10 protein-coding genes are annotated in these 19642 nt (G+C 44.8%); all 10 read left to right on the forward strand.

The annotated features are described in order from the left end of the window. The first annotated feature begins 167 nt into the window (after window positions 1-167). The 10 genes from V6W81_RS13060 (at window position 168) to V6W81_RS13105 (ending at window position 19600) form a co-directional block, all read left to right on the forward strand. Window positions 168-602, forward strand: coding sequence for a cupredoxin domain-containing protein (locus V6W81_RS13060; RefSeq protein ID WP_186380952.1), 435 nt, complete (start codon window positions 168-170; stop codon window positions 600-602). Window positions 603-860: 258 nt separating this feature from the next. Next, complete coding sequence (locus V6W81_RS13065; RefSeq protein ID WP_338543606.1) at window positions 861-1883, forward strand: SDR family oxidoreductase; 1023 nt, start codon at window positions 861-863, stop codon at window positions 1881-1883. Window positions 1884-1894: 11 nt separating this feature from the next. Next, a complete protein-coding gene (locus V6W81_RS13070) occupies window positions 1895-2545 on the forward strand; it encodes a prolyl oligopeptidase family serine peptidase (RefSeq protein ID WP_338543607.1) in 651 nt (216 codons plus the stop codon). 174 nt (window positions 2546-2719) lie between these two features. Next, entirely contained in the window at window positions 2720-10219 is a 7500-nt protein-coding gene (locus V6W81_RS13075; RefSeq protein WP_338543608.1) for a fibronectin type III domain-containing protein, read from the forward strand. A gap of 144 nt (window positions 10220-10363) precedes the next feature. Next, complete coding sequence (gene treR / locus V6W81_RS13080) at window positions 10364-11074, forward strand: trehalose operon repressor (protein WP_056692148.1); 711 nt, start codon at window positions 10364-10366, stop codon at window positions 11072-11074. Between the two features lie 239 nt (window positions 11075-11313). After that, window positions 11314-13383 carry a bifunctional aldolase/short-chain dehydrogenase gene (locus V6W81_RS13085; protein WP_338543610.1) on the forward strand — a complete coding sequence of 690 codons (2070 nt, stop codon included), beginning with the start codon at window positions 11314-11316 and terminating at the stop codon, window positions 13381-13383. Window positions 13384-13467: 84 nt separating this feature from the next. Next, window positions 13468-14739 carry an L-rhamnose isomerase gene (rhaA, locus tag V6W81_RS13090; protein WP_056692142.1) on the forward strand — a complete coding sequence of 424 codons (1272 nt, stop codon included), beginning with the start codon at window positions 13468-13470 and terminating at the stop codon, window positions 14737-14739. A gap of 208 nt (window positions 14740-14947) precedes the next feature. Beyond that, window positions 14948-16621 (forward strand): ribonuclease J, encoded by a 1674-nt coding sequence (locus V6W81_RS13095; RefSeq protein ID WP_145048593.1) that lies wholly within the window; start codon window positions 14948-14950, stop codon window positions 16619-16621. 319 nt (window positions 16622-16940) lie between these two features. After that, the gene (locus V6W81_RS13100) at window positions 16941-17924 is read left to right on the forward strand and encodes a LacI family DNA-binding transcriptional regulator (protein WP_338543613.1); all 984 of its coding nucleotides are present in this window, start codon (window positions 16941-16943) and stop codon (window positions 17922-17924) included. A gap of 200 nt (window positions 17925-18124) precedes the next feature. Beyond that, the gene (locus tag V6W81_RS13105) at window positions 18125-19600 is read left to right on the forward strand and encodes a glycoside hydrolase family 32 protein (protein ID WP_338543614.1); all 1476 of its coding nucleotides are present in this window, start codon (window positions 18125-18127) and stop codon (window positions 19598-19600) included. The last annotated feature ends 42 nt before the right edge of the window (window positions 19601-19642 follow it).

Consider the following 19642-nt stretch of genomic DNA (forward strand, 5'->3'; position numbering starts at 1 on the left):
AAATCAGGCTTTTTTTGATATGTAAATTTAAAATTTGATTGGAAATGTGTGACTGCTCCGGCATTGAAGCTGGCTATAGCCCACTGGAGTCATTTTAATTTTGAGATGAATCAGGTATGCTTAGAACGTGTGCTTGAGCTATGAATGATGGAAAGAGGAGCGTTGATATGAATAGTTGGATCCGTAAAGCATGGCCAATGTTAACATTGGGTCTTGCTGTAGTTGTTTTACTTGGTTCGTTTCTAGTGTATTTTATGGGTAAAGATATGTCCCCGGGTTCGGAAAGCGCCAAAGCCGCTAATGCAGCTAAAGTCGAGACAGCAGAAGATCTGCAGGGATTTGAAGTTATTGATGTGAGTGTAAGTAACGACGGTTTTGGTCCTGATGTCATTGAAGTAAAGGCAGGGGTTCCGACCAAAATTAATTTTATCCTTACTCGGCAAGTTACACATGTTAAGTCATTGCTATCTAGTGATCTTGGCATGGATCTATACATGCAAAAGGGAGATAATTACTACACGGTCGATCCTGATTTAAAACCAGGTGAATACCAGATTAATTGCGGAATGTATATGATTTACGGGAAAATTAAAGTTGTCTAAGGCATGTCTGAAAACTCCGAAGGACGCAGATTTAACAGGATTTTCGTTCCAGGCCAGGATGTTTTCCGCAGGCGTGCCGAGGCACGTCAAGGGAAAGTGACGCAGCAGGGGGCGACAAGGTGGTAAAAGTTGCACTTCAGTGAGTTTCACACACGTCCTAAATAAAAGGAGCAAAGTTTCGGAGACCCCGGAGCTTTGCTCCTCTTTTGCATGCATGATATCATGGTAGAGTCATATATTCCATCTGGAGGTGCAAATATGAAAGCGCTATTTATTGGAGGCACAGGAACAATCAGTACGGCGATTACAACTCAACTTGCTGAGCAGGGATGGGAGCTATATCTCATCAATCGAGGGAATCGTAATGCAAACCTTCCTGCGGAAGTGAAGGTATTGCAAGCAGATATTAATGATGAAGCAAGAGTAGCAGAGCTGATTGTCGATCTGAATTTCGATGTGGTGGCAGACTTTATTGCATTTGTACCCGCGCAGTTGGAGCGAAATTATCGTCTGTTCAAAGATAAAACAAAACAATTTATATTTATTAGCTCCGCATCAGCATATCAGACTCCGCTTGCAGATTATCGGATCACGGAAGGTACACCATTATCCAATCCGTATTGGGAATATTCTCGCAACAAGATTGCTTGTGAGGAATACCTATTGAAACAATATCGGGAGCACGGATTCCCAATAACGATTGTACGTCCAAGCCACACCTATAACGAGCGATCCGTACCTTTGGGTGTACATGGTGCGCAAGGAAGCTGGCAGGTGCTTAAGCGTATGCTTGATAATAAGCCGGTTATTATTCATGGGGACGGTACGTCATTATGGACTATAACGCACAATCGCGATTTTGCTAAAGGCTTCATCGGTCTGATGGGCAACATCCATGCAATCGGAGAGTCGGTACATATTACGTCAGACGAATCCGTCACGTGGAATCAAATTTATGAGATCATTGCGAATGCGCTGGGCGTTAAGCTTCATGCCGTACATGTATCCTCTGAGTTTCTGGCTGCCTGTAGTGATCAGGATCTTCGAGGAGGATTGCTTGGCGATAAGGCGAATACCGTTGTCTTTGATAACAGCAAGCTGAAAAGGTTGGTTCCTGAGTTCGTAGCAACCACGCGCGCAGATCAAGGCATTAGAGATACTATTGAGCATATTCTTGCCCATCCTGAGCTCCAAACAGAAGATCCAGAGTTCGATGCATGGTGCGACAAGGTTGTCGATGTACTGGATGAAGCGTTACTGAAGATCAGAAACGAAGTGTAAGGGGGATAGACATGACCCAGAATAGCCATCGATTAATCAAAGAAATTAAGAAGACTGTAACGATGGATTATTTACTGCATGTTCCCAACTCTGTTACAGAGACAAATGAGCTTTGGCCCGTCATTTTATTTCTCCATGGTTCCGGTGAACGTGGAACAGATCTGAACAAGCTGCGGCTGCACAGCCTTCCTCACATTGTAGAAAAGGATGAAGGTTTCCCCTTTATCGTTATCTCGCCTCAATGTCCAGAGGACGAATTTTGGGCAAATGAAAAAGAAGCTGTTATAGGCATTGTAGAATACGTGCTGGCCAATTATGCGGCCGATCCGAAGCGAGTATACCTCACCGGTTTAAGCATGGGAGGATATGGTGCATGGCATCTTCCGGCGGACTTTCCGGACGTTTTTGCGGCTGTAGCACCAATCTGTGGAGGTTGTAATCCGGCTAAGGCGGAGGCATTACAGGGATTGCCTATCTGGGCTTTTCATGGCGCCAAGGATGACGTGGTACCGCTCTCGGAATCACAAGGCATTGTGGATGCACTTCTTGCTTTGAACGCTGATGTTAAACTTACGGTTTACCCTGAAAGTGACCACGATGCTTGGACTGAAACGTACAACAATCCTGATCTGTACAAGTGGTTTCTTCGACATTCGTTGTAACTGATTCTAGTTATATATGAGTTGAATACCCAACGATTAAGTATTTACATTCGTTAAATGAATCGTTATAATCAAGAAAAAATGACACTGTTTAGGGGAGGCACCCCAGCAGAGGACTCAGTCCTTTGTTGGGGTGCCTCCTTTTTTTTGGTGTATCCAAAGGAGAGCAGAAGCTTGGCTAAATTGAATAAACGGGTAAAGAAACAAGCAGAACAGCTTACCAAAGTCGTGCTTGCATTTGCTTTATTATCTCCTCATGCCTTGATGTATGAGATTGGTCTAACTGCTGTGATGGCGGAAGCTGTAGAGACGATCAGTGTTGTATCAGATACCGCTAGTATGAAGGCTGTTCAATCCTCCAAAGTGAAGGTGGAGATGAATAGTGAGGGCAAATACAGAATTGTATTGCTACCTAATACCAATGTCTTTTATGGCGGAGATACAGGCAATGTATCCACTATTATTGACCATAATGGCACAGCTATTAACTTCAAATCCTTACCGCTCAACTATTATCGAGTCCAGAATAATGTAATCGAGATGTCAAGGCAAAAGGATAACGTGGAGTATATTTTGCGGGTATCCATCGTTAATGCAACCTCGCAAGGGGGCTATATGAAAGTTGAGCTGGAAGCCGTTAATCGCAGTGGTTCGACAATGAATCTCGGAGGTACGTTTTATTGGGATACGATGGTGAATGGCAATGATGCTTCGCCGTTTGAGGTGATTGAGAACGGTTGGCGCAATTATAGTGGAGGCGTTCAGGTCACAGCCTTTTATGCCAATACGTACAATGTGGTGGATGCAGATCGAATCTATATGGGTCAATACAGTAGTCCAGATAGTGCCCGGCTTACAGGAGGTCAGCACCCTTCGACGTTTGTCTCAGGACAAACCGTAACGGCGAGTGATACAGCTGCACAATTCTGGTGGGATGGTAAGGCAGTAGCTAATCAAAGCTCACGCAAATTTTCAACCATTGTAGGCATTGGTCCCAAGAATGCCCCACCTTCGTTTGCCTTGACTGCACCTTCAACGGGTCAGACGTATTATAAGGGAGAACAGCTTCAGATTGTTGGTACAACCCGAGATACCGATGTTGGAGATTTGTTGACGGTCAAATGGTCGATAGACGGAGGAGAAGAGAATACTTTGACACAGATCCGAGCTACGGGAGCTAATCAGAGTTTTAATACAACGTATACTTTGCCTAATACACTGAGCGATGGGACACACACGTTGCAGGTATGGGTTATGGATGACAAAGGAGGCGTGTCTTCGGCAGGAACGGTACATTTTACGGTTCGGAGTTTCGTCGTTCCCGGGACACCGACGTTTAACTCGATCAACAATAATAGTCTATTAGTAAGCTGGGACAAAAAGGCGAATGACTCATCAGTAACATACGAACTGAAGAATCTAACAACCAATCAGAGCTACGACACAGGTTCACTACATAGTCGGCAGATCACAGGACTGACACCGAACACGATTTATAGTTTCGCGGTACGTGCCAAAAATTCAAGCGGTACCTATACAGGCTTTTCAAGCCCATCTAATGTATATACACATGCCAATACTCCAGTAGATGCAAGTGTAGTCCAGTCAGGAAACTCCGTTACAGCGAGTTGGAGTGCCAATGGTAATCCTGCTGGGACGAAATACAAAACTGAAATTCGCACATCAAGTGGGCAAGTACTCGCAACAGGAGAGACGACCAACATGCGAGCAGACCTTGCGTTGACCGGATTAGCTGATGGTGAGTATGAGGTTGTTGTTGCCGCTGTCAACGGTGCTGGCATTCAGACAGCCTTTCAGTCAGCTGGTCAGATCATGAAGGATACGACAGGGCCAACAGCTCCAACGATTGTTATAGATCCTTCTTCATGGACTAAGGATGATGTACGGATCACGATTACGCCAGGAAGCGACACGTTAAGCGGTATTATGAAGACGCAGGTTAAGGTTGGTCTAGAAGAAGATTGGCGAGATTATGACGAGCCTTTTAGCGTTTCTTTTGAAGGAAAGTCGGTCATTACATCAAGAAGCATTGACACATTCGGTAATATCGGACAGGAGAGCTCGGTGTGGGCAAGAGTAGATCGTACTGCTCCAACACCTCCTGTTATCTCATTAAATCCTCCAGGGTGGACGAAGTCTGGGGTAACGGTAACTTTGACGGAAGGTAGAGATGAAGCAAGTGGCATTGCCGTCACGGAGTATAGATTAGGCAGTGAAGGAGCATGGATTGCTTATGATGAACCTTTTACGATTGATATAGAAGGTATTACCGAGATTCAAGCGCGTAGTGTAGACCATGCTGCCAATATTAGCTCTCTATCATCATCTAATGTGAGGATTGACAAGACCGGACCGGATGAACCCGAGATTGATTTGAGTGATGAGGGCTGGACGAACCATGACGTTACAATTGTGATTACTGGCGGTGAAGATCACGGAAGCGGGCTAATCAAGACTCAATATCGTTTAAACGAAGATGGACCATGGATCGACTATGTTGGCGAAGTTATGGTTTCTCATGAAGGAGAGACGACCATCTATGCACGTTCATTGGATCTAGTTGGTAACGTGAGTCGTGTCGCAAATGCAACTATTCGTATAGATAAAACTGCTCCGACGGAACCAACAATTACATTAGCACAAACCGGATGGAGCAAGGATCCTGTAGAATTCACACTTGGTGAAAGCATCGATAAACAAGACATAACGTATGAATATAGCCTTGATGGAGAGACATTTATTGCTGGAGATCGGGGTGTCATAAGTACCAATGGAATGACAACCTTAAGAGCCCGAGCGATAGATGCCGTTGGTAATATCGGTAAGGTCAGCACACGTGAGGTGTATATTGATCAGGTTGCTCCAACCGTTACATTCTCATCCAACGGACATCAATGGACGGACAATGATATCACGACGACGATCCGGTTTGAGGATGCGGATTCAGGCATTGATGAGTCAAAAAGATTGTATAAACTAACGGGTAGTGATACTCCACCAGACGACTGGATTGAGGCTCTATCAGATGAGCAAACCGTTCAGTTAGCGTCAGAAGGAGTCTGGTATATCCATGTAAGAGCAACGGATTATGCAGGAAATACATATCAGACCGTATCAGCACCGTATCAGATTCAGCGTAAACCAGAGCAGCCTGGACGTGTACGTGCGGTACAAGTTGGCGAAACGTCAGCAGAACTTATGATCGATTTACCCACGGGAGATTCGTACACGGACGGCTATCAGTACCATATTTTAAATAAAACGACAGGTCAGTCGTGGACGTTGGATTATCCAAGTCATACCATGATCGATACTGGTCTAAGTGGTGGTCATACGTATGAGTATGAAGTGGTATCCCGAAATCATACAGGCATAAGTGAGACAGTATCGTTACAGGTATTGACGCTTCCAGCAGCCCCTCAATCTGTACACATTCGCAAGGTTGAGTCCCAGCCAGACATGGCAGAGCTTTACTTCGAACCTGTGGACGGTGCAACAGCGTATCGGGTTACTGCTGAAAGCTTAGAAGGTCAACTCGTATATGATGAGTCCGTTTCCGATCCAACTCATGTTTCTTACCTAACGAATCTCATCCCGGGTACAGTGCATACCATTTCGGTGACGGCTAGTAATGGAAGTGGTGCTGGGCGGAGTAGCAGGGTAGGATTTCTTACCTTACCTGGGATACCTGGCGAGTTGAGCGCTGTGCAGATTCGAGAGCATGAAATATCTCTATCTTGGGACAATGTGCTTTCTGCGACAGCTTACCTTCTCTCCCGTGAAGGAATGAACGTCTACGAAGGGATAGAGACAGAGTATGAAGATAAGGGGTTAGAGAGCGGCACAGCGTACAGTTACGAGTTAGTTGCTGAGAATGAAACTGGACTCGGGCCAGCAGCAACAACTCGCACATTAATGACGTTACCTGACGCAGTTACAGCGTTGAGAATTAGTGATTCGACAACGACTAGTTTACGTTTGAGTTGGGATGGTGTTAGAGGCGCCGATCAGTATGCAATCTTAGTGAATGGAGTTAAGCAAGATACAATTCCTTCTGGAACAGAGGAATGGGCTGTGACAGGACTTGTTGCTGGAACGGAATATGAACTGCAAGTGCAGGCAGTAAATATTAGTGGGCAGGGAGTGTCAACTTTCGTTACGGGCATGACACGCCCTGAAGTTCCTTCAGGTTTAAGTGCTGATCAACTAACGGAGACAGGTGCGGTTGTAAGCTGGAATGCTGTATCTGGGGCGACCAAATATCGAGTGACAATCGATGGTCAGAGCTACGAGATATCCGATACACGTCTGACCTTACGTCACCTCCAAGCTAGCAAGCACTATACATATCAGGTAGAGGCGGGAAATGCTGCTGGATATGGTGCAGATGCCGTGGGAGATCTGCTTACTCTACCAAGCAGACCTGGTGGACTTTCAGTTACACGTACAGATGAGACGAGCATAGCTATGAAGTGGGATGTTGTAGATACGGCTAACAACTACATTGTGAGTGTTGATGGTGCTGAGGTGGGAAGAACCTCTGAACCTGAATACGCGGCAGCAAATCTACTTCCTGGGATGGAATACGTGTTAGAAGTGCAGGCAGTCAATGAATCAGGCGTGGGAGAGTCCGCTCAGCTGATCCATCTATCCCAACCTACTCAGCCCGACGAACTTGTCATTAAGCCTGAGGCACATCAGGCGGAAGTGATCTGGTCGGCAGTTAAGGGAGCATCCGTATATGTGATTGAACGAGAGGGACAAGAGATATATCGTGGACGCGATACTCGGGTAATCATACCGGGGTTACTGGAAGGAACGCAGTATAGCTATACCCTGAGAGCCCTGAATAGACAAGGAACTAGCTCCGAAGTGGTGAACGTGCCTATACTGACTTTACCTGCACAGCCGCTTGAAATAAAAACATTCGATGTGAATATAACCGGGTTGCATTTAGATTGGACCACATCAGGTGTACGAGGAGCAGATGGATATATTCTTGAACGTGATGGGCAGGTTATTGCACGAATCGAATCTAGTACAACTGTTTTTCAGGATACAGATTTATTTCCGGGTACTAGATATGTCTATTCGCTTCGGGCATTTAACAATAGCGGTGAGGGGAAACCACTTAACTACATGGTAACAACACAAACTGCACCCATACTTGCCACGGCTATAACGACGAATAATGGAACACATGAGATGGGTTTGAAGTGGGAGCCAGTGCAGGGAGCATCCGCGTATGAAGTTCGAAACAAGGTTACAGGTGAGACGCAGACGGTGACTGAATCATTGATTCAGCTCGTCAATCTGGAGAGTGGAACAGGTTATACACTAGAGCTTGTCGTATTGAATGAGGATGGTCAACGATCAGAAGGGGTTCAGATTGAAGTGTTAACCAAGCCCCTATCTCCCCAGACGGTATCGGTCTCCGACATTACCGATGAATCGGTAGTTCTTGATCTAACAGGTAGCTCTACGGAGGGAGCGAGAGAGTTAATCATTTTGCGTGATGGTATCGAGGTAGGGAGAGTTCAGGCAGGCACATCTTCGTATGAAGATCATGGTCTAACGCCAGGAGAGAAATACACATATACAATTAGAACCTCCAATGCATCAGGGGAGAGTGAATCCGGCTTTGACTTAGGGGTACAAACGCTACCTGCTACCACGCTGGATCCTGTGCTCTCACAAGAGGTTGGAGAAACGGAGGCAGTGCTAGCTTGGCAGAAGGTGCAAGGTGCAGAGGGGTATATCATTCGTATTGGAGATCAAGTGATCAATACAATAGATGATCGTGAGATAACGGAGTTCAAACTCACACATCTTACGAGTGCTGCACCATATACTGATGTTCAGATTGTTCCGTATAATGCGACTGGTGAGGGTAGTCCAATTGTCGTTTCACCGTTTTATACCAAGCCTCATGTGGAATCCATTGAAATGAAATGGAGTCCAGAGACAACACAGGCAAGTATGATGTGGGAATTTCCGTATTCGAACGAAATATTTGTGGTGTTGTTAGATGGAATAGAGGTTCATCGAGGCAAGCAGAAGGAGCTGGTGTTGGATCAACTCGATGCTGGGACGAAGTATACCGTTGAACTGTACACGGAAAATGAGCAAGGCGATGTTTCGGCGAAGCTATCATATGATCTACTGACGAAACCGGATGCACCACCGGAAGTTGGTTATCGTTCAACACAGGATAGTATTCGACTTTTGTTTGATAAGAGTCATGTAGTGGGAGCAGATCAGTTCATCATTGAAAGGGATGGCGAAGAAATCAGTCGTGTAGCTGCAGATACGTTAATTTATGAGGATCAGAGTCTGGAGCCTGGAACCAATTATAGCTATGCGATCCGTACATCGAACGAATCTGGGATAAGTGAAGCAGCCTATCAACTGAATGCAGTCACGTTGCCGGGAAATCCAACAACTCAGCCAATCGTTCAGGATCGTACACAGCATGGTGCAGATGTCCTATGGGACATCATTCCCGGTGCGTCTGGATACCGAATCTATCACGATGATGAACTTCTTACAACAACAACCGAAACATCCGTGCATCTGTCAGGGCTGAATACTGCTGAACGTTATAGCAGCTTTACAATCATTCCTTATAATGAGGCCGGAGACGGTTCACAGATCAGTGTGCCAGAATTCGATACACTACCTTCAGACAAATTTTCGGTCTCAGCTGCAGCTCGCGGGACAAGTGATATTCTGCTTAGATGGAATTTGGATTCCCGTAATGAGACGATTGTTGTTGAGTATAACGGGCGGGAACTTTATCGCGGGAAAGAGCGAAGCTATACTTGGATGGGATTGACTGGTGGACAGCATTATGAAGTACACGTCTGGACTGAAAATGAGGCTGGTGAGCAAAGTGAGCGACAGATCGCGTCTGCCACGACACTACCGTATCCATCTTCAAACGTAGGTGACGGAAGTGCTTCCGGGAATTCATCTGACAAGTCGGATAACTCAGCATCGGTTGTTATAGAAGCAGACAAGGATAACAATCAGGAACAGGACAAGCAAACGCCACTGCCTATCAAAAAGGAATTAAAGTTTGTAGACATAGACCACACATTCAATAAGGAACAGATTACATTGCTTGCTGAACAAAACATCATTCAAGGTGTGAGTGAAACACGGTTTGAACCTCGGCGTCCGATTACACGGGCAGAGTTCACAGCGCTCATTGTTCGTTTATTGAAGCTGGATACGTCAGCAGATTATGATCATGCTTTTCAGGATGTTAACGAAGAAGATTGGTTTGCTCCGGAGATTGAAGCTGCAATCAGACATGATATGGTTCACGGGATGGGTAACGGAAAATTTGCGCCCCATGCACTTGTGACCCGTGAACAAGCATCCAAGATCATTGCCAATGTAGTTCGCAGCCTGAATTCAGAATCGAGTGCAGAACCGAAATCGGGCTTGATTGCCTTCACAGACCAAGTCAATGTATCCCATTGGGCGACAGAGGAAGTAAAAGAGCTCGCGGGACTATACTTATTAACAGGATATGAAGATGGCAGCTTCCGTCCCTTGCAGCATTTGAACAGAGCAGAAGCCGCTGCGTTAATTTATCGATTGCAGAAGCTATTAAGTACGCTTGAGATGAATGGAGTCTTAACATAACCACTGGCACGGGGAAGAATATCAGGCAGCGCATGAAGAGCTTCAGTGCATAATCCTTCATTACCTTTGCTAACGAAAACGCTCATGCTATAATGAGTTGCTATATAAGTTAATAATAAGGGTAATGAACAGTGGTGATGACGAATGAATAATAAATTTATCCGGATTTATGAGGATATCGCAGCGGATATTCGGACAGGGGAAATTGAGGCAGGAACACTGCTTCCATCTGAGCTGGATCTGTCTGAGCAATATCAAACGTCCAGAGAGACCATCCGCAAAGCATTGAAAATGTTGTATGAAGAAGGATACATCCAGAAGATTCAGGGTAAAGGCTCTATTGTATTGGACATTCGCAAAATCGACTTTCCTATCTCGGGTCTTGTGAGCTTCAAAGAGTTAGCCCAAAAAATGGGCCATCGTGCGAAGACGTATGTGAACGTGTTCGAAGATCGAGAAGTAGATCAGAACTTATTCAAGCAGATTGGCTTCGCGTTGAACGAGAACGTATGGGAGATCGTGCGTGTACGTAATGTAGACGGGGAGCATGTCATTCTGGATAAGGATTATATTAGCCAGAAGCTTGTTCCAGGACTTAGTAAGGAGATCTGCAATAACTCGATCTACGAGTACATTGAAGGAGAGCTGGGTCTCGCCATCTCGTTTGCTAAGAAGGAAATATTGGTTGAAGAGCCTACGGAAGAGGATCGGAAATGGCTTGATCTGGATGGGTTCCATAACGTAGTTGTGGTGAGGAGCCAAGTGTATCTTGAGGATGCGAGTCCGTTCCAGTATACGGAATCTAGACATCGTCCTGATAAGTTTAAATTTGTTGATTTTGCCCGACGTCGTTGAGTAGGATTGAGGTCTAAACCTGAGAAGTACCTGTTCGCATCTTTGGATGTGGATGGGTGCTTTTTTTGTGTTAAAGTGCGAAATGAGGAACAGCATACTACGTTCGAGGTGGAAATGATCATCACTTCTATGTGTTTTTGAATTTTTCCGTTTATATTTAAAATCTTTTTGTTTTCAAAACAAAACAAAGATGTTAAACTCTGATTAGGAATAAAACAAACATTATCGGAGGGAAACGAATGGTACAGAGTTTATGGAATTCAGCGCAGGCTTCAGAGAAAACAACAGGACTAGATCAGTTGGTTTACCGCTCCAACCTCATTGGTGCTGATCGCAGTGTGTGCAATATTTTCGGCGGTAACACATCTACCAAAACGACAGTACAGGATTTCCGTGGTCGTGAGATCGAAGTTATGTACGTTAAAGGCAGTGGCTCTGACTTGGGCTCCATGCAAGCGAAGCATTTTACAGGACTTGCCCTTGAAGACATTCGTCCATTAATTGAACGGGAATCGATGACAGATGAAGAGATGGTAGAGTACTTAGGACATTGCATGATTGATTCCAAGCACCCACGTGCTTCCATTGAGACACTACTGCATGCGTTCCTTCCATATAAACATGTTGACCATACACACCCAGATGCCATAATCAGTTTGTGTTGTGCAGATAACGGAAAAGAATTAGCAAGAGAAATTTACGGAGACCGATTCGTATGGGTACCGTATGTACGTCCTGGTTTTACATTGTCTAAAATGATTGCTGAAAGCGTATTCGCGAATCCCAATGCAGAGCTTGTACTTATGGAGAAGCATGGATTAGTTACTTGGGGAGAAACATCAGAAGAGTGTTATGCACAGACGATCAAAATCATTAACGAAGCAGAAGCATTCATTGAAGCACGGGTAGATGAAGCAAGCCTATTTGGTGGTGTGAAGCATCCAGCACTTGCGGCTGAGGTTCGTCGTGAGATCGTATCCCGTGTGATGCCAACGATTCGAGGAGCAGTATCGGATGGCAAAAAAATGATTTTGTCCTTTGACGATCAAGATGACGTTCTTGCCTTCGTAGGTGGAGCAGACTCACCGCAATTATCCCAAGTTGGAGCAGCGTGCCCGGATCATTTGGTACATACCAAAGTGGTTCCATTGTTTATTGATTGGACACCTAATGCAGATGATATTGAAGGCCTTCAAGCGAAGCTGGTCGATGGCGTAGCAGCGTATAAAGAGCAGTATCAACAATATTTTGAGAGCAATAAAAATGAAGGCGATGTGATGTTCGAAGCTGCACCACGGGTTATTTTGATTCCGGGTGTAGGTATGATTAATACAGGTAAGAGCTGGGCGCTTTCCCAAGTCAGTGGAGCATTGTACCATAGAGCTATCGCCGTGATGCGTGGGGCAACCAGTCTCGGACAATTCGTATCTCTCAGTGCCAATGAGTCTTACAATGTAGAATACTGGCCACTTGAGCTGTACAAACTCTCGCTTGCACCAGCGGAAACGGAATTCTCTCGTAAAGTTGCCTTTATTACAGGAGGCGCAGGAGGCATTGGAAGTGAAACAGCACGTAGACTCGTATCCGAAGGAGCGCATGTTGTCCTTGCTGATCTGAATCTTGAAGGTGCACAAAAGGTTGCACAAGAGATTAATGACCAATATGGCGCCAATCGTGCTTATGCACTTAAAATGGATGTAACCGATGAAGCGGCGGTGCAAGCGGCTTATGCGGAAGTTGCCATCCAATACGGCGGTGTAGACATCATTGTGAACAATGCGGGACTAGCGACATCCAGTCCGTTTGACGAGACATCCTTGAAGGAATGGAACTTGAACATGAATGTCCTGGGTACAGGTTACTTCCTCGTTGCTCGTGAAGCCTTCAAGCTGATGAAGCAGCAAGGAATTGGGGGCAGCATGGTCTTCATTGGTTCCAAAAATTCGGTATATGCTGGGAAAAGCGCATCTGCATACAGTTCTGCTAAAGCACTTGAAGCGCATCTTGCTCGTTGTATTGCGGCTGAGGGCGGAGAGTATGGCATTCGTGTAAACACGATTCTACCAGATGCTATTCTGCAAGGCTCAGCGATCTGGAACGGTTCATGGAGAAATGAACGTGCGGCAGCGTATGGCATTGAACCGGATCAATTAGAAGAGTACTACCGTAAGCGCACCACGCTACTTGTTAATATCTATCCAAGAGATATCGCAGAAGGTATTGCTTTCTTTGCTTCTTCCAAATCAGAGAAAACAACCGGATGCATGATGACTATTGATGGCGGTGTTCCAGCAGCATTTACACGTTAAATTGATAGAAATCATCTCATAGTTTCACTTTGAATAACCCGTATATCTTATGAACATGGACAAATAGTATAGGGAGGGTTCTTGATGGATAATCAAGTCAAACAAGCGTACGAAGCGGCTAAGTCTCTATATGCACAGCACGGGATTGATACTGATGAAGTTCTGAAGAAGCTCGCAGAGATCAAAGTTTCTGTGCACTGTTGGCAAGGCGATGACGTTAAAGGTTTCTTGAATCAAGAAGGCGAGTTAACTGGGGGAATTTCCGTAACAGGTCAATACCCTGGAGCTGCTACGACACCAACTGAACTTCGAACAGATTTGGAGCAAGCTTTTGCCCTCATTCCTGGTAAACATAAAGTGAATTTGCATGCAATCTATGCAGATACAGATGAACGCGTTGAGTTGGATCAAATTGAGCCAAAGCATTATGAGAATTGGGTTACATGGGCTAAAGAGCAAGGGCTCGGTTTAGACTTTAATCCAACATGCTTCTCCCATGAAAAATCAAGTGATGGATTCACGTTGAGTCACCCTGATTCGGAAATTCGTAAATTTTGGATTGATCATTGTAAGGCTTCCCGTCGCATCGGAGCTTATTTCGGAGAACAGTTAGGTCAGACCTGTGTGACCAATGTATGGGTTCCTGATGGCTTTAAGGATAACCCTGTAGATCGTATGGCTCCGCGCAAACGGTTGAAAGACGCTCTGGATGAGGTTTTTGCTGAGAAGCTTGATCCGAAGCATAATCTGGATGCAGTCGAGAGCAAATTGTTCGGTCTAGGCTCTGAGGCTTATGTGGTAGGTTCACATGAGTTTTACATGGGATACGGCTTGCAAAATGATACATTAATCTGTCTGGATGCTGGACATTTCCATCCAACAGAAGTCATTTCGAATAAATTGTCTTCGTTAGCTCTGTTCACGAGTGGCATTCTGCTTCATGTAAGCCGCCCTATGCGCTGGGACAGTGATCACGTCGTTATTATGGATGATGAGCTGCTGGAGATTGCACGTGAACTTGTGCGTCATGATCTGTTATCTACAACACACATCGGTCTGGATTTCTTTGACGCAAGTATCAATCGGGTGGCTGCATGGGTGGTTGGAACGCGGAACACGATCAAAGCACTGCTTCGCGCGATGTTAGAACCGATTGAAGCATTGAAGGATGCTGAACTTAAAGGGGATTACACGCTGCGTCTGGCGTTAACAGAAGAATTCAAATCTTATCCATTCGGCGCGATCTGGGATTATTACTGTGCTCAGCAAGGTGTGCCGGTACGTGAACAATGGATTACTGAAATCAAAAATTATGAGCAAAATGTACTGCTTCAACGTCAAACCTTGCTTGTGTAGTTTGTTAGCATTAGCAAGTTAGATGTGAAAGAGCCTTTGTTGAACTTCAATGTTCATCAGGGGCTCTTTTCTATATTTAATTGTGACATCGAATTCAGCATCTCATGTATAAGAGAAGGGAGAACTTCCATAATAGGAAGAAGCGTAATGAATTCGATCTTATGTTTAGACCAACCACCACAGTTATTGTAGAGGAGGATCTGTTGATTTGAACCTTGCACACAACAAATTGTACGTTGCAGCGCTCGGCGGCGTGAATGAAATTGGAAAGAATATGTACATCATACAGTACGATCAGGATATCATCGTGATTGATTGTGGTTCTAAGTTTCCGGATGAGACACTATTAGGTATTGATCTAATAATCCCGGATGTATCGTATTTATTAGAGCATTTGGACAAGGTAAGAGGGCTGGTCGTCACACATGGACATGAAGACCATATTGGGGGCATTCCCTATTTATTAAAACAACTGAATATTCCCGTGTATGCATCGCGTTTAACCCGAGGACTAATCGAGTTAAAGCTTAAGGAACACGGACTGTTCCGCAATACGGATATGCATACGGTCGATGCACATTCGAGTATTAAGCTTGGGCAGATCGATGTTTCTTTTTTTGCAACAAGTCACAGTATCCCGGATTGCCTTGGTGTTTTCTTTCAAACGCCTGGAGGAAACGTCGTTCATACGGGGGATTTCAAGTTCGATATGTCACCGGTTAACGGCCCTTACCCGGATTTGCATCGCATGAGTGAGATCGGTAAACAAGGCGTAAACATCCTGTTATCTGAGAGTACCAATGCTGAGCGACCGGGATTTACACCTTCTGAACGTGTGGTTGGTGACCACATCTTAGATGCTTTTATCCGTGCAAAGCAAAAAATATTTATTTCTACTTTTGCTTCCAATGTGAGCCGAGTTCAGCAAATTGTAAATGCTACGTTTGAAACAGGTCGTAAACTGGCTTTATTAGGCAGGAGTATGGTGAATGTCGTGTCTGTAGCGACTGAACTTGGATACCTAGATGTCCCTGATGGATTATTAATTGAAGCGATTGACTCGGATCAATTCCCTCCTGAGCAAGTCGTTGTGTTATGTACGGGAAGTCAAGGCGAACCGATGGCGGCATTGTCTAGACTTGCAGCAGGCAAGCATCCTCATGTGAGGGTTGCGACTGGAGATACGGTCATCATTGCAGCAGGGGCAATCCCGGGTAACGAAAGAGATCTTGCTCATGTGATTGATAATCTGTATGTCCTGGGTGCACGGGTGATCTATGGCTCAAGCGGTGCTTCGGGCATGCATGTATCCGGACATGGAAGCCAGGAAGAGCTTAAGCTCATGCTGACATTGATGAAACCTGATTATTTAATCCCTGTCCATGGGGAGTTCCGTATGTTGTATCAGCATCGTCTGCTGGCAGAATCGGTCGGAATCGAGAATGATCATGTATTTATCGTTAACAACGGGGACATGATTCAGTACAAAGATGGCGTTGCTTCACGCGGACCTAAGATTGCTTCGGGCAACAGCCTTGTGGACGGTCTTATCATGGGCGATGTTGGTAATATTGTGCTGCGAGATCGGAGACAACTCTCTTCGGACGGAATGCTGGTTATTGTGACGACACTAAGTAAAACCGATAAAAATATGGTTACTTCTCCTGAGATCATTTCCAGAGGGTTTGTCTTTGTGAAGGATTCGGAAGAGTTTATGAATGAGATTCATGAGCTGGTTCTTCGGAAAATGGAGGAGCTAACGGGTGCCGGTGTGAACCAGTGGAATGTAATCAAACGAAAGCTTAAAGACGAGATCGGTCATTACATCTATGCTCAGACCAAACGTAGACCGATGATCCTTCCCATCATTATCGAGGTATAGGAAGTAAACAACATTCACAAATCCTTTATAATGACGGGTTGGAGCGTGTTTCCCATCTGAATATTGATTGTTCGTAAAGCAACGCCCAATTGATGTGTAATCATACCAAGGTATGAATTCACATGGATTGGGCTTTTGGTGTTTAGCCTGATGACACAGATGTGTAACTAAAACAAGTTTAAAGGTCATTCTGTCATAGAAGAGATAAGTGTTACGCGCTTCAGTTGAACAGTATAGAACAGATTCGCCATACGCGAAGCTTCGAAGTATAATATGAACAGATATTACTTTACATTTTAATGAATTCAAAGGGGTAAATATGAACAAAACCATTTCTGATATTGCTCAGATGGCAGGTGTTGCGAAGAGTACTGTCTCCCGGTTCCTAAACGGAGGGTCGGTTAGCGAGAACACAAGGCATAAGATTGAGCAGATCATCAAACAATATAACTATGTCCCCAATACGTTTGCACAGAGCTTGAAGGCGAAGAAAACTAGTATTATTGGAACAGTTGTGCCAAGGCTTGATTCGTTTGCAACTTCACAGACCTTAATCGGGATTGATGAAGAATTGCGCAACAATCAATATCAGATGTTAATTGCCAATACAAGTCAGGACATGAAACGAGAAATTGATGGCATATATGATTTTGCTAGACAGAAAGTGTCAGGTATTATTCTTCTTGCCGCGGAAGTAACCGAAGCACATCTCAAAGCTATTGAAGAGATTGGTATTCCAGTTCTATTAGTTGGACAACAACATCCGAATATCCATAGTTTAGTCCATAATGATGATCAAGCAGGGTATGAGATGGGGAAATATATCGTTCAACAAGGCCATCGAAACATTGTATATATGGGCGTTACCGAGAGAGATCAGGCAGTAGGTATTCATCGTAAGCAAGGTTTCAAGCGTGCCATTGCTGAATGTGGTGAATGTCAAGTTACATATCATGAAACAAGCTTTAAAATGTCGGAGGCGGTTGCAACGGCAGAAGCTATTGTCCGAGATCGCAAAGCGACCATCATCGTAGGAGCAACGGATAACATTGCGCTTGGTGTGATGAAAACAGCCTTTTCCAACAAAATACGAATTCCACAGGAATTGTCCGTTACAGGGTTTGGCGGATATGATATTACGGAGATGATCCACCCAACGCTGACAACAGTGAAATTTCACTATTTACAAGCGGGTAAATTGGCGGCGGATCACATTATTCGACTCGTTCAAGGCGGCGTTGTGGAGAAGCAGACTGTGCTTGATGTAGAGATTATTCCAAGAGAAAGCGTTGACAAACTATAAAAGGTTCCTTTATGATAATTCCATCGAACCGGTTCCATTCGATTGCTTTATAAGTACATCGAATCGACACCGGCGGAGAAACGCAGGTGGAATTATTTTTTTGTTAGTTTTGGAACCGGTTCCTATGTGCAAAATAGTTCATGCACATTTTTTGTGGTGTGTAGCCACATATTGATTTACAACGCAAGGGTGGAATGGTTATGAAAATGAATAGAGAACAGCGTTATCGGCGGATAGAACAAGCAGAACCAGGTGAAGTGGACAAGCTTAGAGCATTGATATCTGCGTGTCCGTGGAGACAGCAATATCATATTCAACCCATTACAGGACTACTGAATGATCCTAACGGATTTTCCTACTATGAAGGTCACTATCACTTATTCTATCAGTGGTTCCCTCTAGGAACCGTGCATGGAATGAAATATTGGTACCATACCCGTTCAACGGATCTTGTGAATTGGGAAAATGTAGGCATCGGTATAAGCCCGGGGGAGCCATATGATTCACATGGAGCATACTCCGGCAGCGCCATTGAGAAGGATGGGAAGCTGCATCTTCTCTACACCGGTAACTCGAGGGATGAAGAGTGGATCAGGCATCCGTATCAATGCTTAGCCATTATGGATGAGAGCGGTTCAGTGGTGAAAATGCCTCTGCCTGTGATTGATTCAGTACCTTCAGGTTATACCGAACATTATAGAGACCCTAAGGTCTGGCAAGATGGGGAGCTATATTACTGTGTGATTGGAGCTCAACGGACGAATGAAACGGGATGTACTGTTATGTATCGTTCAGCAGATCTCAAGCATTGGGAATTTCTTGGTGAGGTTGAAACTAAACTCCCGAATTTCGGCTATATGTGGGAATGCCCTGACTACATGTCAATCGATGAGCAGGGGGTTCTGATCTTCTCACCTCAAGGAATTCAGCCTGAAGGGGATTTGTACAACAATATCTATCAGTCAGGATATCTTGTTGGTGAACCGCTAGATCTAGAGACAAGAGTGTTCAACCACGGTGCTTTTCAGGAACTAGACCGAGGGTTTGATTTTTATGCACCTCAGACGATGAACGCACCAGACGGTAGACGGATTCTTGTGGGCTGGATGGGGCTTCCTGATCTGGAGTATCCCACAGATGATAGTGGATGGGCACACTGTTTGACGATTCCTCGGCAATTGACGTTGAGGGATGGGAAGCTGATTCAGCAACCCATTGCGGAAATGGCTAAGCTGCGAGCGTCTGAAACAGTTGAACAGCTACATGTCATTATGGATGATGAGATTCGATCTTTTGCAGGTTTTGAAGGTATCGCGTATGAGATAGAGTGTGAAATTACAGATTTTGATGCGGAGCGCTTCGGTATTGAGTTTCGAACCAATGAAGATGAGAAAACCGTGGTACAGTACGATCGACTGCAACAACAATTGACGCTGGATCGCTCTTTATCTGGTGCTACATTAGATTCAAACAATGGAAATATTAGAAATTGCGCTTTATCTGGGGATATCATCAAAATTCATATGTTCGTTGATACATCTTCAGTGGAAATATTCGTGAATGATGGGGAAGAGGTATTCACTAGCCGCATATTCCCAAGCAGAGATAGTGTGGGCATTCGCTTTTTTGCACATGCAGGCAAGGCAGAGTTCAAAGTGAGCAAATGGAATTATTAGAGAGGCTGTTCAAAAAGTACGCTTTTGATTACGAAGGATACC

Source organism: Paenibacillus tundrae, from assembly GCF_036884255.1.
Classification (GTDB): Bacteria; Bacillota; Bacilli; order Paenibacillales; family Paenibacillaceae; genus Paenibacillus.